Here is a 22,843-nt window from a genome sequence, read left to right as displayed (position 1 = left end):
GGGAAGCCCGTGTTCGTCATCGCCATCCTGCTGGTCATAGCCGCAGTGGTGCTCTTTCTCGTCGGCCGCTCCAACGACTCCAAGGGCCTGAAGTTCGGCGCCCTCGGCGCGCTCCTGGCCGGCCTCTTCTCGCTGGTCGCGAGCATGACGTACGTGATCAGCGCGTACGAGGTCGGTGTACCGGTCGCCTTCGGCAAGGTCGGCTCGCCGATGACCTCGGGCATGCACGTGAAGTCGCCGTTCACCGACGTCACGACCTTCTCCACCCGCCCGGTCGACCTCAACCTCTCCGACAAGGACGTGGTCGAGGTCCGCTCCTCGCAGGGCGGCGTCATGTACGCCGAGGTCACGGTGAAGTGGTCCGTCGACCAGGCCAAGGCCGTCGAGCTGTACAAGCTCGCGGGCAGCGAGGACGCCATCCAGCAGCGGCTGGTCTACCCGGACAGCCGTGAGATCGTCCGCAACGTCTTCGCCCGCCACACCAGCGAGCAGGGGTACGCCTCCGACCGCGAGGGGATCAGCGCCGAGATCAACGCCCTGATCAAGGAGCGCCTGGCCCCGCGCGGCATCAACGTGACCACGGTCAACCTGCGGAACGTGAAGCCCTCGGACGCCCTCCAGGGCCAGATCGACCGCAAGATCCAGCAGCAGCAGGCCACGGAGCGGGCCACCGAGGCCTCCCGTACCGCCAAGGCCGAGGCCGACCGGCGCCGCATCGAGGCGGAGGGCATCGCCCGCGCCAACAAGATCCTCAACGACTCGCTGACGGACAAGGTCCTGATGAACCAGTGCATCGACGCGTACAAGGAGGCCGCGGCGAAGAACCCGGTCTACGCGGTGCCCTGCGGGAGCGGCGGCTCCGCCCCGGTGATCGTGGACGGCTCGAAGCGCTGACCGTCCCGTAGGACGCGGAAGGCCGCCCCGGTCGTCGGACCGGGGCGGCCTTTCCGTGTACGCGTGCGGTGGTGCTCAGCGCGAGCGCTTCGCGAGGCGCTCCACGTCCAGCAGGATCACGGCGCGGGCCTCCAGGCGCAGCCAGCCGCGCTGGGCGAAGTCGGCGAGCGCCTTGTTGACCGTCTCGCGGGAGGCGCCGACCAGCTGGGCCAGCTCCTCCTGGGTGAGGTCGTGGACGACGTGGATGCCCTCCTCCGACTGCACGCCGAAGCGGCGGGACAGGTCGAGGAGCGCGCGGGCGACACGGCCCGGGACGTCGGAGAAGACCAGGTCGGACATCTGGTCGTTGGTCTTGCGCAGCCGGCGGGCGACGGCGCGGAGCAGCGCGGTGGCCACCTCGGGGCGGGCGTTCAGCCAGGGCTGGAGGTCGCCGTGGCCCAGGCCGAGCAGCTTGACCTCGGTCAGCGCGGTCGCGGTGGCGGTGCGCGGGCCCGGGTCGAAGAGGGACAGCTCGCCGATGAGCTCGCCGGGGCCGAGGACGGCCAGCATGTTCTCGCGGCCGTCGGGGGAGGTGCGGTGCAGCTTCACCTTGCCCTCGGTCACCACGTACAGGCGGTCGCCGGGGTCGCCCTCGTGGAAGAGCGCGTCGCCACGGGCGAGCGTCGCCTCACTCATCGAGGCGCGCAGCTCGGCAGCCTGCTCGTCATCGAGCGCCGCGAAGAGCGGGGCGCGCCGCAGAACGTCGTCCACGAGTTCTCTCCTACTGTCGACCTGCTCAAAGGACCTGGGTCCCATGATGCCGGACGCACAAAACAGTGCGATCAATCACAACAAGTTTGACGTACCGAGCCGCCCGTCCGTACGTCAGGGGCCCGATTGGGCTCCGATCGGCCACGCCCGGGGCGGATGTCGGCGGCGGCGCCTAGGCTGGCCGGGTGTCCAACTCGCCGGTGAGAGCGCAGGCCAAGGGGGCTGAAAGAGTGTCGGCCGAAGGTAATTCCGCTGTGGGCGAACGCGGCGTGTCGAAACGGGCAAAAGGTGCAAAAGGGAAGCCCGTGAAGCCCGCCGAGGCCACCGAGGCTGCTGCGACCGTGAAGTCCGTGAAGTCCGCTAAGTCGGCCGCCGCCGTGACGTCCGTGAAGCCCGCGAAGTCGGCCACCGCCGCGAAGCCCGCCAAGCCGGCCGCCGTGAAGCCCGCCGCCGTGAAGCCCGCCAAGCCGGCCGCCGCGAAGCCCGCCGCCGCCGTGAAGTCCGCGAAGCCCGCCGCCGGCGCCAAGCCCGAGTCGCGGCTCGCGATGGTGCGCCGGGCGCGCCGGATCAATCGCGAGCTCGCCGAGGTCTACCCGTACGCCCATCCGGAGCTCGACTTCCGCAACCCCTTCGAGCTGCTCGTCGCCACGGTCCTCTCGGCCCAGACCACCGACCTGCGGGTCAACCAGACCACCCCCGCCCTCTTCGCGAAGTACCCGACGCCCGAGGACCTCGCCGCGGCCGTGCCCGAGGAGGTCGAGGAGCTGATCCGGCCGACCGGCTTCTTCCGCGCCAAGACCAAGTCGATCATGGGCCTCGCCACCGCCCTCAGGGACGACTTCGGCGGCGAGGTCCCCGGCCGCCTGGAGGATCTCGTCAAGCTCCCCGGCGTCGGCCGCAAGACCGCCTTCGTCGTCCTCGGCAACGCCTTCGGGGTCCCCGGCATCACCGTCGACACCCACTTCATGCGCCTCGCCCGCCGCTGGCGGTGGACCGAGTCCGACGACCCGGTGAAGATCGAGGCCGAGGTCGCGACGATCTTCCCGAAGAGCGAGTGGACGATGCTCTCGCACCGGGTGATCTTCCACGGCCGCCGGATCTGCCATGCCCGCAAGCCCGCCTGCGGCGCCTGCCCGATCACCCACCTCTGCCCCTCGTACGGAGAGGGCGAGACCGACCCCGAGAAGGCCCGGAAGCTGCTCAAGTACGAGATGGGCGGCCTCCCCGGCCAGCGGCTCAACCCGCCGGCCGGCTACCCGGGCCGCCCGGCGCCCCCGCTGGGCGGCGACGCTTGAGCCCGGCCGCGCGGCGCGTGAACCCGCCCGCGGGAGCCCGCGGCGCCGCGGCCTGCCCGGCGGAGCCCGCGGCGGCGGGACCGCCGGGAACGAACCCGTCCACCGATCGCGTTGTGAATCACGGGGGTGCCAATGACGCGCACTGACGAAGAGATCCACGGACCCGGCACGGCCGGCCTGCTCAGCCGGGACGGACTGCCCGACTGGCTCGGGCCCGTCGACCGGGTCGCCCGCACGGTCCGGCCCGAGCAGCTGAGCCGCTTCCTGCCGCCCGAGAGCGGCGCCGGCCGCCAGTCCGCGGTCCTCGTCCTCTTCGGCGAGGGCGAGCGCGGACCCGAGCTGCTGCTCATGGAGCGCTCCGGCAGCCTCCGCTCGCACGCCGGACAGCTCTCCTTCCCCGGCGGCGCCCTCGACCCCGAGGACGGCGACCCCGAGGACGGCGGGCTGCTGCGCGCCGCCCTGCGCGAGGCCCGCGAGGAGACCGGCCTCGACCCGCGGGGCGTCCAGCTCTTCGGTGTCCTGCCCCGGCTCTACATCCCGGTCAGCGGCTTCGTCGTCACCCCCGTCCTCGGCTGGTGGCGCGAGCCGAGCCCGGTCGGCGTCGTCGACCCCGGCGAGACCGCCCGCGTCTTCACCGTCCCCGTGGCGGATCTCACGGACCCCGCCAACCGCGCGACCGCCGTCCACCCGAGCGGCCACCAGGGCCCCGGGTTCCTCGTCGCGTCCGCCCTGGTCTGGGGTTTTACGGCCGGCGTCATCGACCGGCTGCTCCACTACGCCGACTGGGAGCGCCCCTGGGACCGGTCCAAGCAGGTCCCGCTCGACTGGCGCTCATGACAGGCTGACCTCCGGGCGGGCCGGCCTTCGGGCCGACCGGCCCCGCGCGACCGGAAACGAATCTGCGAGGCTATTGACGGTGAACGTGCTGGACATCTTGTTGCTGCTCGCCGCCGTGTGGTTCGCGATCATCGGTTACCGCCAGGGATTCGTGGTCGGCATCCTCTCGGTGATCGGCTTCCTCGGCGGCGGTCTCGTCGCCGTTCTGCTGCTCCCGATCCTCTGGGACCAGCTGACCGACAACAGCGAGGTATCGACCACCGCCACCGTCGTCTTCGTGATGGTGGTCATCGTCTGCGCCTCCGTCGGACAGGCCTTCACCACCCACCTGGGCAACAAGCTGCGCCGCCACATCACCTGGTCGCCGGCCCGCGCGCTCGACGCCACCGGCGGCGCCCTCGTCAACGTCGTCGCGATGCTGCTCGTGGCGTGGCTGATCGGCTCCGCCCTCGCCCGTACCTCGCTGCCCACCCTGGGCAAGGAGGTGCGGAACTCCAAGGTGCTGCTCGGCGTCGAGCAGGTGATGCCGGATCAGGCCTCCGGCTGGTTCGACGACTTCAGCTCCACCCTGGCCCGCAGCGGCTTCCCGCAGGTCTTCAGCCCCTTCGCGAACGAGCCGATCACCCGGGTCGCCCCGCCCGACCCGGCGCTCGCCGGCAGCCCGGTCGCCGCCCGCGCGCAGCGCTCCATCGTGAAGGTCGTCGGCACCGCGCAGAGCTGCGGCAAGGTCCTCGAAGGCACCGGATTCGTCTTCGCCGACCGCCGGATCATGACCAACGCCCATGTCGTCGGCGGCGTCGACGAGCCGACCGTCCAGATAGGCGGCGAGGGCAAGCTCTACGACGCCAAGGTCGTCCTCTACGACTGGCAGCGTGACATCGCCGTCCTGGACGTCCCGGACCTGAAGGCGACCCCGCTGGCCTTCACCGACGAGGACGCCCGCAGCGGCGACGACGCGATCGTCGCCGGATTCCCGGAGAACGGCTCGTACGACGTGCGCTCCGCCCGCGTGCGGGGCCGCATCAGCGCCAAGGGCCCCGACATCTACCACCGCGACGAGGTGCGCAGGGACGTGTACTCGCTGTACGCGACGGTCCGCCAGGGCAACTCCGGCGGTCCGCTCCTCACCGAGGACGGCGAGGTGTACGGCGTGATCTTCGCCCGCTCCCTCGACGACGCGAACACCGGATACGCCCTGACGGTCGACGAGATCCGTGAGGACATCGAGCACGGCCGGACCGCCGACCAGCAGGTCGACACCCAGGCCTGCGCCCTCTGATTCCGGGCCCGGGGCCCGCCCGGCGGATCACCGCCGGACAGGCCCGCGCGGCCTAGGCGGTGTCTCTGGGATGCCGGAGCCGGGCCGAGACCCAGCGGGCCCGGCGGCGCAGGATGCGCGAGATCCCCACCCCTTGCGCCGCGGGGCCCTGGTCCGGCGGGCCACCCCTCTCGCGGGAGGCCGGCCCCGTGGCCGTGCGGCGGTCGCGTGCTGTCGTGTCACCGTAGTCGTGCGTCCAGCCCATACCTCGACGTCTGCCCGGGGGCCAAGGTCGGTAACCGCCCCGGGGCCCGCCAATTGGAGTATGCGCGGGGCACATGGCCGTTCGAAGGACGCCTGTACGCAGAACGGAGCTGACGGCGGCTCAGCGGTCGGGCTCGGGGTCCTTCAGCCAGTTGACGAGCTCCGTGGTGAAGGCCACCGGGTCCTCCTCGTGCGGGAAGTGCCCGAGGCCGTCGAAGAGCCGCCAGCGGTACGGCGCCTCCACGTACTCGCCGGACCCCGCGGCGCTGCGGGTCCGCATCACCGGGTCCAGGGAGCCGTGCAGATGGAGCGTCGGCACCCGCACCGGCCGCTTCATGCGCCGGTTGAACTGGATGCCGTCCGGGCGGGCCAGGGACCGCACCATCCAGCGGTACGGCTCGATGGAGCAGTGCGCCGTCGACGGGACGCACATCGCCCGCCGGTAGACCTCGACGGCCTCCTCGTCGAGCGGCTTCGGGCCCGACCAGTCCCGGATCAGCTCGCCCACGAGCGCCCCGTCGTCCGCGACGAGCTGACGCTCCGGCAGCCACGGCCGCTGGAAGCCCCAGATGCGCGAGCCGGCCCGCGACTGGGCGAAGTCGGAGAGCATCGCCGAGCGCCAGCGGCGCGGGTGCGGCATCGAGGAGACCACGAGCCGGCGCACCAGCTTCGGCCGCATCACGGCGGCCGTCCAGGCGAGGTAGCCGCCCAGGTCGTGCCCGACGAGCGCCGCGTCCGGCTCGCCGAGCGAGCGGACGACGCCGGTGATGTCGAGGGCCAGGTTGGCGGGGTCGTAACCCCGTGGCGTGCGGTCGCTGCCGCCCACCCCGCGCAGGTCCATCGCGACCGCCCGGAACCCGGCATCGGCCAGGGCGGGCAGCTGGTGGCGCCAGGTCCACCAGAACTGCGGGAAGCCGTGCAGGAGCAGCACCAGCGGGCCGTCGCCCATCTCGGCGATGTGGAAGCGGGCGCCGTTGGCGGCCACGTCGCGGTGGGTCCACGGCCCGTCGAGCCGTACGGGCCCGCCGTTGCCGCTGCTGCTGTCGGGGAGGGTCATACGGACGAGCGTCCCACAGCGGAGGCCTTCTCCAGGGCCGGACGCTGCTCCGGACGGGGGTGCGGCTTCGCGTTCTGCATGATGGCCGCCGTCTGCTTGGCGGAGGCGATGGACTTCTCCGGCGGCTTGACCTTCTTGAACTTGGCGACGGCGATCAGCCCGAGGAGGACCGCGAGCAGCACGTTGAAGGCGAAGGACAGCAGGAAGCACCAGACGAGGTTCCAGCCCCCGTTCCCGTTGTGCCCGCCGGTCCAGGTGTTGATGGCGTACGCGAGCGCGAAGCTCAGCATCGGCAGCGAGAACAGCAGCACCACGAGGGCGCCGATTCCCATGATGCTGCCGAGCGCACCGCGCTTCACGTCCTGCCGCAGTTCGGCCTTGGCCAGGGCGATCTCGTCGTGCACCAGCGCGGACATCTCGGCGGTCGCCGAGGCGACCAGCTGGCCGAGGCTGCGCTCGGTTCCGTCGAACGGGTCGCTCATCGCTGCTCCCTCTTCTCTTCTGCGGTCCGAGGTCCTCTTCTACGGTGCGAGTCCTCTTCTACGGTCCGCATCAGATCATGCCGGACGGTCGGCCCCGTCGCGCGATGCCCCCGCCAGTCGGGCGCGCTCCCGGTGTTCCGCGGCCTTCCTCTCGTAGATCTCGGCCATCCGCAGGTGGTACTCCGGGTTGTCCTGCTCGTAGATGTCGGGGATGCCGTCCTCGTCGTCGTCGCGCTCCTCGTCGGAGACCAGGATCTGGTACTTCCGGACCCGCAGCTTCAGCAGGACGGAGGCGAGGACGGCCGCGATCAGCGAGCCGATCAGGACGGCGGCCTTCACCTCGTCGGTGAGGACGGCGTCCCCGGCGAAGGCGAGTTCGCCGATGAGGAGCGACACGGTGAAGCCGATCCCGGCGAGGGTGGCGACGGCGAACACGTCGGGCCAGGCCAGGTCCGGGTTGAGCTCCGCACGGGTGAAGCGGGCGGCGAGCCAGGTGCCGCCGAAGATGCCGATCGCCTTGCCGACGACGAGGCCGAGGACCACGCCGAGGGTGACCGGCTGGGTGAAGACGTCGTGGATCGCGCCGCCGGAGACGCTGACACCGGCGGAGAACAGCGCGAAGAGGGGCACGGCGAGCCCGGCCGAGACCGGCCGGACCAGGTGCTCGATGTGCTCGCCGGGGGAGTGCTGCTCGCCGTCCCGGGTGGTGCAGCGGAGCATCAGGCCCATGGCGACGCCGGCGATGGTGGCGTGGACGCCGCTGTTGTACATCAGGCCCCAGATGACCAGGGCCAGCGGCACGTACACGTACCAGCCGCGGACGCCCTTGCGGAGCAGTACCCAGAAGACGGCGAGGCCGGCGACGGCGCCGCCGAGCGCGGCGAAGTTCAGGTCGCTGGTGAAGAAGATCGCGATGATCAGGATCGCGAACAGGTCGTCGACGACGGCCAGGGTGAGCAGGAAGGCGCGCAGCGCGGAGGGCAGCGAGGTGCCGATGACGGCGAGGACGGCGAGCGCGAAGGCGATGTCGGTCGCGGTGGGCACGGCCCAGCCGGCCATCGAGCCGTCGCCGACGGCGTTGACCAGGGTGTAGACGAGGGCGGGGGCCGCCATGCCGCAGAGCGCGGCGACGACGGGGAGGACGGCGGCCTTGGGGTCGCGCAGCTCGCCCGCGACGAGCTCGCGCTTGAGCTCGATGCCGGCGACGAAGAAGAAGATGGCGAGGAGGCCGTCGGCGGCCCAGTGCTGGATCGAGAGGTCGAGGCCGAGGGCGGCGGGGCCTATGTGGAAGTCGCTGACGGTCTCGTAGCTCGCGCTCAGCGGGGAGTTCGCCCAGACGAGGGCGGCGACGGCGGCGAGGAGCAGCAGGACGCCACCGACGGTCTCGGTGCGCAGGGCGTCGGCGATGTACCGCCGCTCGGGCAGCGAGAGCCGGCCGAGGAACTTGCGGTCGGTGGGCACGGACACGGGGGGAGACCTCCGTCGGGTAGGCAGGGCGAAGCACATGCCGACCAGACTTCCCGGCTCACCTAGGTCTTTCTGTCGCGTTCCTGACGCGATCCTTACTTTACCTAACGAGCCCGAGTTGTGTCCGGCGAGATTCACTTTAGGGAGATTTGTACGGTTCGTCCCGTCGGGGTGGGGCACGGGAAACGCCCGCCCCGAGGTCTCCGGGGCGGGCGTTCGGGCCGTACGGGTCGGTCAGTCCTCGCTGGACGTGGCCGGCAGCTGGGTCTGGATGAGCGACATGACCGAGGAGTCGGTCAGGGTGGTGACGTCACCCAGCTCACGGTTCTCCGCGACGTCGCGCAGCAGACGGCGCATGATCTTGCCCGAGCGGGTCTTCGGCAGCTCCGCGACCGGCAGGATCCGCTTCGGCTTGGCGATCGGGCCGAGGGTGGCGCCGACGTGGTTGCGCAGGTCGGCGACGAGGCCTTCGTCCTCGCTCGCCGTGCCGCGCAGGATGACGAAGGCGACGATCGCCTGGCCGGTCGTCTCGTCGGCGGCGCCGACGACGGCCGCCTCGGCGACGGACGGGTGCGAGACGAGGGCCGACTCGACCTCGGTCGTCGAGATGTTGTGGCCCGAGACGAGCATGACGTCGTCGACCCGGCCGAGCAGCCAGATGTCGCCGTCCTCGTCCTTCTTGGCGCCGTCACCGGCGAAGTACTTGCCCTCGAAGCGGGACCAGTACGTGTCGATGTAGCGCTGGTCGTCGCCCCAGATGGTGCGGAGCATCGACGGCCACGGCTCGGTGAGGACCAGGTAGCCACCGCCGCCGTTCGGGACCTCGTTCGCCTCGTCGTCGACGACGGTGGCGGAGATGCCCGGCAGCGGGCGCTGGGCGGAGCCCGGCTTGGTCTCGGTGACGCCCGGCAGCGGCGAGATCATCATCGCGCCGGTCTCGGTCTGCCACCAGGTGTCCACGATCGGGGTCTTGTTCGCGCCGATGTGCTCGCGGTACCAGACCCAGGCCTCGGGGTTGATCGGCTCGCCGACCGAGCCGAGGACGCGGAGGCTGGACAGGTCGAACTTCGCGGGGATGTCGTCTCCCCACTTCATGAACGTGCGGATCGCGGTCGGCGCCGTGTAGAGGATCGTGACGCCGTACTTCTGCACGATCTCCCAGAACCGGCCCTGGTGCGGGGTGTCCGGGGTGCCCTCGTACATGACCTGCGTCGCGCCGTTGGCCAGCGGGCCGTAGACGATGTACGAGTGCCCGGTGACCCAGCCGATGTCGGCGGTGCACCAGTAGACGTCGCTCTCCGGCTTGAGGTCGAAGACGGCGTGGTGGGTGTACGCGGCCTGGGTGAGGTAGCCGCCGGAGGTGTGCAGGATGCCCTTCGGCTTCCCCGTCGTCCCCGAGGTGTAGAGGATGAAGAGCGGGTGCTCCGCCGGGAAGGCCTCCGGGGTGTGCTCGGTGGACTGGCGGGTGACGATGTCGTCCCACCAGACGTCCCGGCCCTCGGTGAAGGCGGTGTCCTGGCCCGTACGGCGGACCACGAGGACGTGCTCGACCTGCGGGCACTTGGCGACGGCCTCGTCGATGGCCGGCTTGAGGGCGCTCGGCTTGCCGCGGCGGTAGCCGCCGTCGGCGGTGACGACCACCTTGGCGTCGGCGTCCTGGATGCGGGAGGCGACGGCGTCGGCCGAGAAGCCGCCGAAGACCACCGAGTGGGCGGCGCCGACACGGGCGCAGGCCAGCATCGTGATGGCCGCCTCGGGGATCATCGGCAGGTAGACCGCGACCCGGTCGCCCTTGCGGACACCCAGCTCCGTCAGGGCGTTGGCGGCCTTGGAGACCTCGTCCTTGAGCTCGGCGTAGGTGATCGCGCGGCTGTCGCCGGGCTCGCCCTCGAAGTGGATGGCGACCCGGTTCCCGAGACCGGCCTCGACGTGCCGGTCGACGCAGTTGTACGCCACGTTCAGCTCGCCGTCGGCGAACCACTTGGCGAACGGCGGGTTCGACCAGTCGAGGGTCTCGGTCGGCTCGGTGGCCCAGCTGAGGCGCTTGGCCTGCTCGGCCCAGAAGCCCAGCCTGTCCGCCTTGGCCTGCTCGTACGCCTCCGCCGTCACATTGGCGTCCGCGGCCAGCTCGGTGGGCGGCGCGAACCGCCGCTCTTCCTTGAGCAGGTTGGCCAAGGATTCGTTGCTCACGACATCTCCCTTTCCCAGGGCGTCCTCTGTGCGTATGTGTCCCGCGTCATAGCTCACCAGCCGGAAGCCCGGGTGACAAGAGCCTCCAGGGAATTGGTTTAGACCTGTGAGTGGCTTGACGTGCGGTGGCCCCTTCGTCCCGAGCGGTGGGAGAAGGGGCCACACAGTCTCACGGCCGGGGCGGCCGGAAGGTTCAGGACGCGCGCGCCACCCCGGCGAGGCGGCCGGTCGGCATGACCTGGTGGTTCGCCGGTGCGACCGGGTGCTCCGCCGGCATGACCCGGGTGAAGACGTCGTCGTAGCTGTGCACCTCGTCCGTCCCCGAGAGGAGGTACGCCTGCGCCTCGCCCACGTGGAAGTACACGCCGTGCAGCGAGAGCGTGCCCTCGGCCAGCCGGCGCGCCACCGGCTCGTACGCCCGCAGGTGCTCCAGCTGCTGGACCACGTTCGTCAGACAGAGCTGCTCGACCGCGTCCGCCGGAAGCCGCCCGGAGATCCGGGCCCAGGCGTGCCGCCGGCTCGCCATCCGCTCCAGGCTGGGTCTGCCGTGCCGCAGCCAGCGGCGCAGCGGGGTCGGCGGGTCGTCCGGGCTGCCGTTGAGCAGGGCCTGCATCGCCCCGCAGCCCGAGTGCCCGCAGACGGTGATCGACGAGACCCGCAGCACCTCCACCGCGTACTCGATCGCCGCCGCCACCGAGTCGTCCCCGCTCTCCTCGCCGGGGAGCGGGACGAGGTTGCCGACGTTCCGCACGGTGAAGAGGTCACCGGGGCCGCTGGAAGTGATCATGCTGGTGACGAGACGGGAGTCGGCGCAGGTCAGGAAGAGCTGGGAGGGACGCTGCCCCTCCCGGGCGAGCCGTGCGAGCTCGTCCCGTACGAGCGGGGCGGTGTTCCGCTGGAACTTGCCGATGCCGCTCGCCAGGTGCAGTCCCGTGGCCCGTACGGGTTCGGTGCTGGTGGTGCCGCTGTCGCCGGTGGTCCCGGTGGTGTCTGTTGTCTCGGGGGTCCCTGGGGTCCCTGGGGGCTGTTCACCGCACTGGTGGTTGTGCCAGGGAGTCCACGGGCGGCAGCAGGGGTGCGCGGCGGAGGCGGTGACCGGGGCGGGCTCGGCGATCCGGATCCCTGAGGGCCCGGTCGTCTCGACCGTCCCGCCGTGGGCGAGGTGCCCGGCGGTCCAGTCGCTCAGCGTCTCGTACGCGGCGTGGTCCATGAAGGAGCCGTCGAGCTCGACCACCACGTCGGAACCCTGCGGCAGCTGGTGCAGGGCCCGGCTGAGCCGGGGCACGGCCAGGAAGGTCAGCTGGCCCCGGACGCGGAGCAGCTGCCGACCGTCCCGCTCCTCGCGGGTGATCCTGGTGCGGGCGAGCCGGTGCAGGGCGACCGCGATGGCCACGGCGATCCCGAGGGCGACGCCCTCCAGGATGCCGACGAGGACGACGCCGGTCAGGGTCACCACGTAGACGACGACCTCGCGGTGGCGCGTGACCGTACGGATGTGGGTGATGCTCACCATCTGGATGCCGACCACCATGACGAGGGCGGCGAGCGCGGCCAGCGGGATCAGGTCGAGCGCGGGCACGAGCAGTAGGGCCGCGAGCACGATCCACAGGCCGTGCAGCATGGTCGAGGCGCGACTCACCGCGCCCGCCGAGACGTTGGCGACGCTGCGGACCGCGACCCCCGCGACCGGGAGGCCGCCGAGCGCCCCGGAGATCACGTTGGCCGCGCCCTGTCCGGCGAGCTCGCGGTCGAGGTCGGAGCGGGGGACGCCCCGGCCGTGGTCCGCGCGGGAGGCGACCAGCTTGTCGACCGCGACGGCCGAGAGCAGCGACTGCACGCTGGTGACGAGGGTGATCGTGAGGACACCGGCCGCGATCCCGAGGACCGGGCCCTCGGGCAGGCCGGGCAGCGCGTGGCTGCTCCAGGACGGCAGGTCCACGCGGGGCACGGCCAGTCCGGCGAGGGCGGCCAGGGCCGTCGCCCCGGCCACCGCGGCGAGCGCGGCCGGGACCTTCCGCGCGAGCCGCCCGGCCCGGCCCGGCAGCCGGGACCAGCAGAGCAGTACGGCCACGGTGAGGGCGCTGATGGTGAGCGCGGCCGGATGGGCGTGCGCCAACTGGGCCGGAAGGCCGAGGACGTTGTCGACGGCGGAGCTCTGCGGGGTGCCGCCGAGCACGATGTGGAGCTGGGCGAGGGCGATGGTGACGCCGATGCCGGCCAGCATGCCGTGCACGATCGCGGGTGAGACGGCGAGCGCCGAACGGGCCACGCGCAGGGCCGACAGGGCGAGTTGGGCGAGACCGGCGAGGACGGTGATGGCGCAGGTGGTGCGCCAGCCGTATTGCTGGATGAGCTCGGCGGTCACGACGGTGAGTCCGGCGGCGGGGCCGCTCACCTGGAGCGGGGAGCCGCCGAAGCGGCCGGCGACGAGGCCGCCGACGGCGGCGGCCACCAGGCCGGCCTGGAGCGGGGCTCCGGTGGCGAGCGCGATGCCGAGCGAGAGCGGCAGCGCGATCAGGAAGACGGCGACGGACGCGGAGAGGTCCGCGCCGGCGAGGCGGAAGCGGCGTCGGGGCCCGTCCGGCGGGCTGTGAGGCCGCTGGATCCGGGGCCGGTTGGTCGTGCGGGCAGGGGTGCAGAGGGTCATGGTCCCGTCTCCTCCGGGGCAGCGCGGTCGCGGCTCGTGCGGGGTGCAGCGGCGGGATGGCGGCGCGAGCCTCCGGAGTGTCCGCAAGTCGCGTTCGCATGGAGGATCAACGCTCAGTAAATGGATCGTAATGGAAAGTAAAGACTGCGGCATTATTTTCGGGGCAAACGGGGCAAGGGTTCACCGGTTCCGGTGACAGAACGTGCGCACGCCGCTTGTCGTTGACGCTCCCCGGTCCCCGTGGTGCGACCTTGACGCCGCTTGTACGGAAATCCCTTGTACGGAAATCCGAGGATCTGAGGAGAGGTGCGCGGATGTCAGCCGCCCGCAGAACGACCACTGTCCGGAGGAAGGCGCTCACCGTCGGCGCCCTCACCCTCGCTCTCGCCACCGGCCTCGCCGGCTGCTCGGGCTCCGACGGCACCAGCACGAAGGGCGCTCCGGGCGGCACGGGCGCCGGCGCCAAGAAGGGCCCGGCCGCGGCCCCGCAGGCCCCCCGGCTGATCGGCGACGGCTCGACCGCCTTCACCGGCGCCCAGCCCCACCAGCCGGTCTGGCACAAGCTCAAGCCGGGCGAGACGCCGCCGCAGTTCGTGGTCTTCTCGTGGGACGGCGCGGGCGAGGACAGCCAGAAGCTGTTCTCCCACTTCCGCGCGGTGGGCAAGAAGTACGACGCCACCATGACGTACTTCCTCAGCGGCGTGTACCTGCTGCCGGAGGAGAAGAGGGAGCTCTACGACCCGCCGCAGCACAGCGCGGGCCGCTCCGACATCGGCTTCAACGACGTCGAGGGCATCCGCGCCACCGTCCGCGAACTGCGCGGCGCCTGGCAGGAGGGCAACGAGATCGGCACCCACTTCAACGGCCACTTCTGCGGCGCCGACGGCGGCGTCGGGAACTGGTCCGTCGAGGAGTGGAAGAGCGAGATCAACCAGGCCAAGTCCTTCGTCAAGAACTGGAAGACCAACGCCGGCCTGCGTGCCGAGCAGCCGCTGCCCTTCGACTACGACAAGGAGCTCGTCGGCGCCCGCACCCCCTGCCTGGAGGGCCGGAAGAACTTCGTCAGGGCGGCGGCGCAGATGGGCTTCCGCTACGACACCAGCGGCGTCAACGACCAGATCTGGCCCAAGAAGGACCTGGGCCTGTGGGACCTGTCGATGCAGCTCGTGCCCGTCCCGGGCCGCGCCTTCCAGACGCTCTCCATGGACTACAACTTCCTGGTGAACCAGTCCCCCGGCACGACCCAGGGCGACCCGTCCCGGCGCGAGTACTGGGGCAACCAGATGCGCGACGGCCTGGTGCAGGCCTTCGAGCGCTCCTACCGGGGCAACCGGGCGCCGCTGATCATCGGCAACCACTTCGAGTCCTGGAACGGCGGCACGTACATGCGCGCCATCGAGGACACCATCGCCACGGTCTGCGTGCAGAAGGACGTCGAGTGCGTCTCCTTCCGCCAGCTCGCCGACTGGCTCGACGCCCAGGACCCCGACGTCATCGCCAAGATGCGCACCCTGAAGGTGGGCGAGGCGCCGCAGGGCGGCTGGCAGACCTTCCTCTCGGCCCAGCCGCCCGCCGCCCCGGCAGGCGCCCCCGCCACCAAGCCGGCTGCTGCAGGGCACTGAAGCAGCCGGCAGCCACTGAGCCGGCTGCTGTACGGCACTGAAGCAGCCGTCAGTCACTGAGCCGGCTGTACGGCACTGAAGCAGCCGGCAGTCACCAAACCGGCTGCTGCTCGGCACTGAAGCAGCCTTCAGCCACTAAGCCGGCTGTACGGCACTGAGCCCTTCGTCCAGTACGAACCCGGGGTCGACCTGCGCCGCCAGGTCGGCCCCGGTCTTGGCGTTGCCCCAGCTCTCCGCGTTGCGCAGGTGGAAGTGGACCATCTGGCGCGTGTAGCGCTCCCAGTCGCGGTGGGCGTACGAGTCGTCCGCCGCGTCCTGGAGGGCCTGCAGCGACATGCGGTTCTCCGCCTCCAGGAGCTCGAAGCGTGGCGGGCGGCCCTTCTCCATCGCGCGCACCCAGTCCGAGTGCCCCACCGTCACCAGCAGGTCCTCGCCGACCTCCTCGCGCAGGAAGTCGAGGTCGTCCTGGCCCTGCACCTTGTTGCCGACGACCTTGAGCGCCACGCCGAAGTCCCGCGCGTACTCCTTGTACTGGCGGTAGACCGAGACGCCCTTGCGGGTCGGCTCGGCGACCAGGAACGTCATGTCGAAGCGCGTGAAGAGACCGGAGGCGAACGAGTCCGAACCCGCCGTCATGTCGACGACCACGTACTCGTCGGCCCCGTCGACCAGGTGGTTGAGGCAGAGCTCCACCGCCCCGACCTTCGAGTGGTAGCAGGAGACCCCGAGGTCCGACTCTGTGAACGGCCCGGTCGCCATCAGCCGGATCTCCCCGTCGTCGAGCCGCACCGCCCGCGCGCACGCCTCGTACACCGGGTTGTCCTCGCGGACCCGCAGCAGCCGCGAACCCTCCCCGGGCGGCGTGGTCTTGATCATCGTGTCGGCGGAGGCGATCCGCGGGTTGCTGCCCCGCAGGTACTCCTTGATGAGCGGCAGGTGCGCGCCCATCGCGGGCAGCGCGGCGGCCTCCGCCTCGGGCAGGCCGAGCGCGGCGCCCAGGTGCTGGTTGATGTCGGCGTCGACGGCGACGACCGGCGCTTCGTTGGCGGCGAGGTGGCGGATGAAGAGCGAGGACAGCGTGGTCTTGCCGCTGCCGCCCTTCCCCACGAAAGCGATCTTCATGTTCACCTAGGGTAGCGGCACGATCGCGGCCCGTGGTCAAGCTCCGTGAAGAAGACCACTCCATCGTGGGGAGGGCCGCCGAGGCGCGTAGCCTCCCTACTTATGAGTACGCACGCCTCTGACCCCTTGGCCGCCCTCGGCTCCCTGCCGGGCGTCGCCGAAGCGGTGGACTCCGTACGCAAGGCCGTCGACCGGGTCTACGGCCACCGCGTGATGCGCCGCCGCAGCAACGAGATCTCCTCCGAGGCGGCCCTGCGCGGCGCGCGCGGCTCGGCCGCCCTGTCCGGGGCCGACTGGGCCCTGGAGGAGGTCCGCAGGCGCACCGACTTCAGCGCCGACGCCGAGGCCCGCACGGTCGGCGCCGCCCTGCGCCTGGGTGCCGAGGCCGGGCAGCTGCTCTCCATCTGGCGCCAGTCGCCGCTGCGCGTGCTCGCCCGGCTGCACCTGGTCGCCTCCGGCGACGCGGGCGTCGCGGACGCTGCCGGCGTCGCCGACTCCGTGGGCCGGCCCCGGCTTGACGGCGAGACGGTCGACGAACCGCTGATCAACGCCCCGCTCCCGACGCCCGCCGAGGTCGCCGGGCGGCTCGACGGCCTCGCCGAACTGATCGTCGCGGGCAGTGAGGCCCCGGCGCTCGTGACGGCCGCCGTGGTCCACGGCGAACTGCTCGCGCTGCGCCCCTTCACCTCGTACAACGGCCTCGTCGCCCGGGCGGCGGAGCGGATCGCGCTGGTCGGCAGCGGCCTCGACCCCAAGGCGATCTGCCCGGCCGAGGTCGGCCACGCGGAACAGGGCCGAGCCGCCTACCTCGTTGCCTTCGAGGGCTACCTCTCGGGCACCCCGGAGGGCGTGGGTGCCTGGATCGCCCACTGCGGCCGCTCGGTAGAGCTGGGAGTCCGCGAATCCACGGCGGTCTGCGAGGCCCTCCAGCGCGGCGCGGCGTGACGGACTGCTCTCCGGCGGATGAGCCCGGGGCCCGGCTCTCGACGAGGCCTGACCCCTGGTAGCTGCCGGGGCCCAGTGCGGGGCCTGGCTCTTCGGGGGGTGCGGCCGGGGCCGACCGGTGGCCGGGGCCCAGTGCGAGGCCTGACTCTTCGGGGGGTGCGGCCCGGGGCCGGAAATGGGTTGCGGCGGCACCAGTCCTGGTACCGCCGCTGGCACGTCCACCCAGTTACCAAGCGTCCTCGATATGTGCCCATCAGGCCGGGAACTTTGCCCGAGGCCTGGTGCGGCTGGCCCGTAATCGACGGGTCGACGTCGCGTGGGTGCCCGGTTTCGGTGCTAGGTCCGTGGGGCCTTCATGCTCAACAGGTGATCCTCTCGGATGTCCTCGGTCTCGCGGGCCTGATTCCTTTCTACTCCTGTCCGGGGGGAAGCGAAAGTGCTGGCTCCCCTTCGCGGGCCGATTGCTCAAATCCGGGCAAAGTCACCGGCGAGCCGTTGGGCGAGGGCGGCCTGCCGGCGCCGCGCCGCGTACCAGACGAGCCCGGCCCCGACGGCTGCCGCTCCCACCGCCGCCGCGGCGACGAGGGTGGGGCGGGGCGGCATCCGGAATTCGGGCAGCCGCTGCTTGAGCCGCACCGGCTTGTCGAAGGCGAGCACCGGCCATTCCCGAGCGACCGCCTCGCGGCGCAGCGTCCGGTCCGGATTGACCGCGTACGGGTGGCCGACGGCCTCCAGCATGGGGATGTCGGTCGCCGAGTCGCTGTACGCGTAGCAGCGCGAGAGGTCGTAGCCCTCCGACTCCGCGAGCTCCCGTACGGCCTCGGCCTTCGTCGGCCCATAGGCGTAGTACTCCACCTCCCCCGTGAAGCAGCCGTCCTCCCCGACCACCATCCGGGTGGCGACGACCCGGTCGGCGCCGAGCATCTCGCCGATCGGCTCGACCACCTCGGCGCCGGAGGTCGAGACGATCACGACGTCGCGGCCGGCGGCGTGGTGCTCCTCGATGAGAGAAGCCGCTTCGTCGTAGATGATCGGGTCGATCAGATCGTGAAGAGTCTCGGCGACGAGCTCCTTCACCTGGGCGACGTTCCAGCCTTTGCAGAGCGCGGAAAGATATTCACGCATCCGCTCCATCTGGTCGTGATCTGCTCCGCCGACCAGGAAGACGAACTGGATGTAGGCCGTCCGCAGGGCGGCGCGGCGGCTGATCAGTCCGCCCCGGTAGAAGGACTTGCTGAAGGTCAGCGTCGATGACTTCGCAATGACCGTCTTGTCCAGGTCAAAGAAGGCGGCTGTGCGCGGCAAGGAGTGGTTTTCCACAAGCCCGAGCATAGGTGCCCGCCATTCGGCGTACGCTCGGGCGCGTGGGTTTGCCTGAGAAGGCTCTCGGGTACACCATGGAAGTCACGGATCGTTCGCGACCGTGCTAACCCGGTCCGGCTCCTCCCCCCCCGAGTCGGCCGGAGAGACGACCCCCGCTCTCCCCCCCGGCGGGGGTCGTCGCATGTCCGGAGCCATTTCGGCCCTGAGTGCCATCGCTCGCTCCCTTCCTTCCGTTCTTCGATCGTGAGCGGACCGGGGCCCCGCCCGACCCTCGATCCATCACTCACAGTAATCGTGGGGCTGCGTTCCGGACAGTCCCCGGAGGGGTGGCGAAGTTATTCACAGCCCCTCGCTTATCCACAGTTTTTCGGCAAGATCGGCACGATTTCCTGGACGGCCCCACGGTGATTCCTGTCGCGAAGTTCGCGGACGGCAGGAATCACGAGAGGGGTGTGTGTCGTGGAGGCATCCAGGACTTCCGGGGCCAGGGGTGGGGCACGCGGTTCGGTGCCGTGGGGGCGGGATCCGTGGGGTCCGGACTCGCGGGGAGCGGGAGCGGGAGCGCCGGCAGCGGTCGGGCCGGCGGGGGAAGGGGCGCGCCGGGCCGGGCCGCTGATCGTCACCGAGGACCTCGGGCTGCTCGACGACCTCCTGCGGCTGTGCGCCGCCGCCGGGGTCGAGCCCGAGGTGCATCACCGGGTGCCGGAGCGGCGGGCGAGCTGGACCGACCCGCCGCTCGTCCTGGTCGGCGACGACGCCGCGGCCCGCTGTCGGGGAGCGGTGCGCCGGCCGGGGACCCTCCTCGTCGGCCGTGACCAGGACGATCCGGGGCTGTGGCGGCTGGCGGTGGAGATCGGCGCGGAGAGCGTGCTGAGCCTGCCGGGCGCCGAGAGCCTCCTCGTCGACCGTCTCGCCGACGCGGCCGAGGGAGTGGGCAGGGCGGCGCTGACCGTGGGCGTCGTCGGCGGCCGGGGCGGTGCGGGGGCCTCCACGCTGGCCTGCGGCCTCGCGCTGGCCGCCGCGAGGGCCGGGCGGCGGACGCTGCTCGTCGACGGCGACCCGCTGGGCGGAGGACTCGACGTGTTGCTCGGCGGCGAGCGCGAGGAGGGCAGACGATGGCCCGACTTCGCCGCCTCCAAGGGCCGTCTCGCCGGCGGCGCCCTGGAGGAGTCCCTGCCGTCGGTGCGTGGGGTCCGGGTGCTCAGCTGGGGCCGGGACGCGACGGCGCCGGTGCCGCCCGAGGCCGTGCGGTCCGTGCTGGCCGCCGCGCGGCGCCGGGGCGGGGCCGTCGTGGTCGACCTGCCGCGCGGGACCGACCCGTCGGTCACGGAGGCGCTGGCCCAGCTGGACCTCGGGCTGCTCGTCGTCCCCGCGGAGCTGAGGGCGGTCGCGGCCGCCCACCGGATGGTCGCGGCGATCGGCCCGGCCGTGCGCGACCTGCGGGCCGTGGTCCGCGGACCGTACGCGGTGGGGCTCGACGAGCGGTGGGTCGCGGACGCGCTCCGGCTGCCGCTCGCCGGTGAACTCCCTTACGACCCGGGGATCGTGGCCGACCAGGACGCGGGAGTGCCGCCCGGTGCGGAGCCCCGCGGGCCCCTCGGCCGGTTCTGCACCGCCTTCTGGGAGCGCGCTCTGCTGCCCGGAGGTGCGGCATGACCGGGGCGAGGCTGACGGTACGGGGGGCCGGAGACGGCACGGGGCTCCTCGACGCCGTGCGGCAGCGGCTCGCCGCGAGCGGGGCCGAACCCACCCCGGCGCGCGTGGCGGCGGCGCTGCGAGCCCAGGGGAGACTGCTCGGCGACGCGGAAGTACTCGGCGCGGCCGAGGCGTTGAGGTGCGAACTGATCGGCACCGGCCCGCTGGAGCCGCTCCTCTCCGACCCGGCGGTCACCGACGTCCTGGTCGCCGCTCCCGACCGGGTGTGGGTGGACCGGGGCACCGGGCTCGAGCGGGCCCCGGTGTCCTTCCCCGACGCCGCCGCCGTCCGCCGCCTCGCGCAACGGCTCGCGGCGGTGGCCGGGCGCCGGCTCGACGACGCCCGGCCCTGGGTCGACGCGCGGCTTCCCGACGGCACCCGGATGCACGCGGTGCTGCCGCCGGTCGCGGTCGGCTCGACCTGCCTGTCGCTGCGGGTGGTCCGTCCCCGCGCCTTCTCCCTGGAGGAGCTGGTCGCGGCGGGCACCGTGCCGCCGGGCGGCGCCCCGATCCTGCGGGCCCTGATCGACGCCCGCGTGTCCTACCTCGTCAGCGGCGGCACGGGCACGGGCAAGACCACGCTCCTCGCCTCGCTCCTGGGTCTTGTGGGGGAGCGGGAGCGGATCGTGATCGCCGAGGACTCGGCGGAGCTGCGGCCCGACCACCCGCACGTGGTGCGTCTGGAGGCGCGGCCCGCGAACCAGGAGGGCGCCGGGCTCGTCACGCTGCGGGACCTGGTCCGCCAGGCGCTGCGGATGCGCCCCGACCGGCTGGTGGTCGGCGAGGTCAGAGGCGGCGAGGCGGTCGACCTCCTCGCCGCCCTCAACACGGGCCATGAAGGCGGCTGCGGGACGGTCCATGCCAACACGGCGGCGGACGTCCCGGCACGGCTCGAAGCCCTGGGGACGGCGGCCGGGCTCGACCGGGCCGCCCTGCACAGCCAGTTGGGGGCGGGCCTGTCGGTCGTGCTGCACGTCGTACGGGACCGGGACGGGCGGCGGCGGATCGCCGAGGCGCACGTCCTGGAGCGGGACCGGGACGGTCTGGTCCGGACGGTGCCGGCGCTGCGGTGGGGCGCGGGCGGGTTCGAGCGGGAGCGGGGCTGGGAGCGGCTCAGCGCGCTGATCGGAGGGGGATCGCGGTGACGGTGGAACTGGTGCCGGTGCGGGGCGCGGCACAGGGCGCGGCGGCGCTCTGCGCGCTGCTCGCGCTGTGGTGGGCGGTCGAGCGGAGGCGCGGTGCGGGCCGGGCACGGGCGGTGCTCGCGGGCGGTATCCCCGACGGGCGCGGCGGCTGGGAGTGGCCTGAGGTGGCCGCGCGGTGGTGGGCCGTGCTGCGGGGCCGGCGCGCGTGGCTGTGCCTGCCTGTGGCGGGAGCCGTCGCCCTCCTCGGCGAGTCACCGCTGCCGCTGGTCGCCGGGGCGCTCGCGGTGCCCCTGGTGGGGCGGCGGTTGCGGGCCGCCGGGCGCCGGAAGGAACGGGAGGCGCGGGCCGAGCGGGTGGTGGCCCTGTGTGCCGCGGTCGTCGGCGAGTTGAGGGCCGGATGGCAGCCCGCGCAGGCCCTGTCCTTCGCGGCCCGGGAGACGGGAGCCCTTGGGGAGGCGGAGGCGCCGGTGCTCGCGGCGGCCCGGTTCGGCGGGGACGTGCCGGAGGCGCTGCGGTGGGCGGCCCGGCAGGACGGCGCCGACGGGCTCGCGGGCATGGCGGCCTGCTGGCAGGTGGCCGTGGACGGCGGTGCGGGCCTGGCCGCCGGGCTCGACCGGCTGGAGGCCGCCCTCCGCGACCAGCGCGAGCAGTGTGAGCGGCTGCGGGCCGAACTGGCCGGCGCCTGGGCCACGGTGACGGTCCTCGCGCTGCTCCCGGCGGCCGGACTCGCCCTCGGTGCCGCCCTGGGGGCCGACCCGCTGCGGGTGCTGCTGCACACACCGGCCGGCCTGGGCTGCCTGCTCGTGGGCGGAGCGCTGGAGGCGGCCGGACTGTGGTGGGCCGCGCGGATCGTACGGGGAGGTGAGCGGGCATGACACCGGACGTCGTTCGGGCGGCGGGCCTCCTGGCCCTGGCGGTGGCCCTCTGCGCGCAGGGCGTCCTGGAGGTGCTGCGCGGACTGCGGGCGCGCCGGACTCGGTGGCGGGCGGGGACCTTCCTCCCCGGCCCGGAGCCGCGCCCCCGGAAGGCCCGCGGCGCACTGCCCTCGTGGGTGGGGCGCGGGCTGCCGCCCCTGGTGGGCGTCGGTGTCGGCTGGGTGCTGTTCGGCGCGGTCGGCGGCTTCTGCGTCGGGGCCCTGGTGGCGGCCGGGGTGCGGAGGAGGGCCGCGAGGAGCCCCGTTCCTGCGGCCGGCGACGAGGAGATGGCGCGTCACCTGCCGCTCGCCGCCGATCTGTTGGCGGCCTGCGCCGCCTCCGGAGCCGGGCCCGGTGAGGCGGCGGAGGCGGTGGGCCGGTCGCTCGGCGGCCCGCTCGGCGAGCGCCTGACGCGTACGGCTGCGGAGCTGCGGCTCGGTGGTGAACCGGCCGAGGTGTGGGGGAGGTTCGGCGCGATACCGGGCGCCGAAGGACTGGCCCGCTGCATGGAGCGGGCCGGTTCCTCGGGAGCGCCGGCGGCGGAGGCGGTCGCCCGGCACGCGGCTGCGCTGCGCGCCGGCCGCGCCCGCGCGGCGGCGGCCGGGGCACGACGGGCCCAGGTGCTGATCAGCGCCCCGGTGGGGCTCTGCTTCCTGCCCGCCTTCCTGGCGGTGGGGGTGGCTCCGGTGGTGATCGGCCTCGCGACGGGACTGCTGGACGGATGAACACGACGACACGACGACACGACGAGAAACGAATGAGGAGCGACGACATGGCACAGCACGACAAGGCACGCACCGGCGAGGCGCGCACCGACAAGGAACGAATCGACAAGGAACGAATCGACAAGGCACGAACTGGCGAGGCACGAACTGGCGAGGCGCGTACCGACAAGGCGCGCACTGGCGAGGCACGCACCGGCGAGGCACGTCACGA

Annotated in this window: 19 protein-coding genes; 10 read left to right on the top strand and 9 right to left on the bottom strand. The window is 72.6% G+C overall.

The window, feature by feature from the left end; all coding sequences use genetic code 11:
* Positions 1–9: 9 nt before the first annotated feature.
* The gene (locus ACWGN5_RS31165) at positions 10–894 is read left to right on the top strand and encodes a prohibitin family protein (RefSeq protein ID WP_453521363.1); all 885 of its coding nucleotides are present in this window, start codon (positions 10–12) and stop codon (positions 892–894) included.
* A 75-nt stretch (positions 895–969) separates the two neighbouring features.
* Here ACWGN5_RS31165 and ACWGN5_RS31160 read toward each other — a convergent pair whose 3' ends face one another.
* Positions 970–1,644 carry a Crp/Fnr family transcriptional regulator gene (locus ACWGN5_RS31160; RefSeq protein ID WP_015034542.1) on the bottom strand — a complete coding sequence of 225 codons (675 nt, stop codon included), beginning with the start codon at positions 1,642–1,644 and terminating at the stop codon, positions 970–972.
* 254 nt (positions 1,645–1,898) lie between these two features.
* Between ACWGN5_RS31160 and nth the strand changes: the two genes are divergently transcribed.
* From nth to ACWGN5_RS31145, 3 genes are all read left to right on the top strand, one after another.
* Entirely contained in the window at positions 1,899–2,939 is a 1,041-nt protein-coding gene (nth, locus tag ACWGN5_RS31155) for an endonuclease III (RefSeq protein WP_453521359.1), read from the top strand.
* 132 nt (positions 2,940–3,071) lie between these two features.
* Complete coding sequence (locus ACWGN5_RS31150; protein ID WP_453521356.1) at positions 3,072–3,776, top strand: NUDIX hydrolase; 705 nt, start codon at positions 3,072–3,074, stop codon at positions 3,774–3,776.
* 79 nt (positions 3,777–3,855) lie between these two features.
* A complete protein-coding gene (locus ACWGN5_RS31145; protein ID WP_453521353.1) occupies positions 3,856–5,055 on the top strand; it encodes a MarP family serine protease in 1,200 nt (399 codons plus the stop codon).
* Between the two features lie 52 nt (positions 5,056–5,107).
* Here ACWGN5_RS31145 and ACWGN5_RS31140 read toward each other — a convergent pair whose 3' ends face one another.
* The 6 genes from ACWGN5_RS31140 to ACWGN5_RS31115 form a co-directional block, all read right to left on the bottom strand.
* Complete coding sequence (locus tag ACWGN5_RS31140; RefSeq protein WP_453521351.1) at positions 5,108–5,299, bottom strand: hypothetical protein; 192 nt, start codon at positions 5,297–5,299, stop codon at positions 5,108–5,110.
* 120 nt (positions 5,300–5,419) lie between these two features.
* Positions 5,420–6,355 (bottom strand): alpha/beta fold hydrolase, encoded by a 936-nt coding sequence (locus ACWGN5_RS31135; protein ID WP_453521349.1) that lies wholly within the window; start codon positions 6,353–6,355, stop codon positions 5,420–5,422.
* Complete coding sequence (locus tag ACWGN5_RS31130; RefSeq protein WP_453521347.1) at positions 6,352–6,837, bottom strand: phage holin family protein; 486 nt, start codon at positions 6,835–6,837, stop codon at positions 6,352–6,354. The genes ACWGN5_RS31135 and ACWGN5_RS31130 overlap by 4 nt, the downstream gene beginning before the upstream one ends.
* A gap of 75 nt (positions 6,838–6,912) precedes the next feature.
* A complete protein-coding gene (nhaA, locus tag ACWGN5_RS31125) occupies positions 6,913–8,343 on the bottom strand; it encodes a Na+/H+ antiporter NhaA (protein WP_453521344.1) in 1,431 nt (476 codons plus the stop codon).
* Between the two features lie 195 nt (positions 8,344–8,538).
* Positions 8,539–10,494 (bottom strand): acetate--CoA ligase, encoded by a 1,956-nt coding sequence (gene acs, locus ACWGN5_RS31120; protein WP_453521342.1) that lies wholly within the window; start codon positions 10,492–10,494, stop codon positions 8,539–8,541.
* Between the two features lie 193 nt (positions 10,495–10,687).
* Positions 10,688–13,141 carry a SulP family inorganic anion transporter gene (locus ACWGN5_RS31115; RefSeq protein WP_453521340.1) on the bottom strand — a complete coding sequence of 818 codons (2,454 nt, stop codon included), beginning with the start codon at positions 13,139–13,141 and terminating at the stop codon, positions 10,688–10,690.
* A gap of 314 nt (positions 13,142–13,455) precedes the next feature.
* Between ACWGN5_RS31115 and ACWGN5_RS31110 the strand changes: the two genes are divergently transcribed.
* Complete coding sequence (locus ACWGN5_RS31110; RefSeq protein WP_453521338.1) at positions 13,456–14,763, top strand: hypothetical protein; 1,308 nt, start codon at positions 13,456–13,458, stop codon at positions 14,761–14,763.
* 135 nt (positions 14,764–14,898) lie between these two features.
* Here the strand turns inward: ACWGN5_RS31110 and ACWGN5_RS31105 are convergent, their stop codons facing one another.
* The gene (locus ACWGN5_RS31105) at positions 14,899–15,885 is read right to left on the bottom strand and encodes an ATP-binding protein (RefSeq protein WP_453521335.1); all 987 of its coding nucleotides are present in this window, start codon (positions 15,883–15,885) and stop codon (positions 14,899–14,901) included.
* A gap of 102 nt (positions 15,886–15,987) precedes the next feature.
* Between ACWGN5_RS31105 and ACWGN5_RS31100 the strand changes: the two genes are divergently transcribed.
* Entirely contained in the window at positions 15,988–16,830 is an 843-nt protein-coding gene (locus tag ACWGN5_RS31100; RefSeq protein WP_453521333.1) for an oxidoreductase, read from the top strand.
* 465 nt (positions 16,831–17,295) lie between these two features.
* On the opposite strand, the gene ACWGN5_RS31095 is transcribed toward ACWGN5_RS31100, so the two are convergent.
* The gene (locus ACWGN5_RS31095; RefSeq protein WP_453521332.1) at positions 17,296–18,162 is read right to left on the bottom strand and encodes an HAD family hydrolase; all 867 of its coding nucleotides are present in this window, start codon (positions 18,160–18,162) and stop codon (positions 17,296–17,298) included.
* 603 nt (positions 18,163–18,765) lie between these two features.
* Between ACWGN5_RS31095 and ssd the strand changes: the two genes are divergently transcribed.
* Genes ssd through ACWGN5_RS31075 form a run of 4 tightly spaced genes read left to right on the top strand, consistent with a single transcriptional unit; the run spans position 18,766 to position 22,632 of the window.
* Entirely contained in the window at positions 18,766–19,809 is a 1,044-nt protein-coding gene (ssd, locus tag ACWGN5_RS31090) for a septum site-determining protein Ssd (RefSeq protein WP_453521379.1), read from the top strand.
* The gene (locus ACWGN5_RS31085; protein ID WP_453521331.1) at positions 19,806–20,993 is read left to right on the top strand and encodes a TadA family conjugal transfer-associated ATPase; all 1,188 of its coding nucleotides are present in this window, start codon (positions 19,806–19,808) and stop codon (positions 20,991–20,993) included. Before ssd ends, ACWGN5_RS31085 begins: the two co-directional genes overlap by 4 nt.
* Complete coding sequence (locus ACWGN5_RS31080; RefSeq protein ID WP_453521327.1) at positions 20,990–21,868, top strand: type II secretion system F family protein; 879 nt, start codon at positions 20,990–20,992, stop codon at positions 21,866–21,868. The genes ACWGN5_RS31085 and ACWGN5_RS31080 overlap by 4 nt, the downstream gene beginning before the upstream one ends.
* The gene (locus ACWGN5_RS31075) at positions 21,865–22,632 is read left to right on the top strand and encodes a type II secretion system F family protein (RefSeq protein ID WP_453521324.1); all 768 of its coding nucleotides are present in this window, start codon (positions 21,865–21,867) and stop codon (positions 22,630–22,632) included. The genes ACWGN5_RS31080 and ACWGN5_RS31075 overlap by 4 nt, the downstream gene beginning before the upstream one ends.
* Positions 22,633–22,843: the final 211 nt, after the last annotated feature.

The sequence above is a fragment of the Streptomyces sp. NPDC055815 genome, assembly GCF_053616475.1.
Note: the sequence above shows the minus strand (reverse complement) of the source record. Positions and strands in the feature narration are given on the sequence as shown.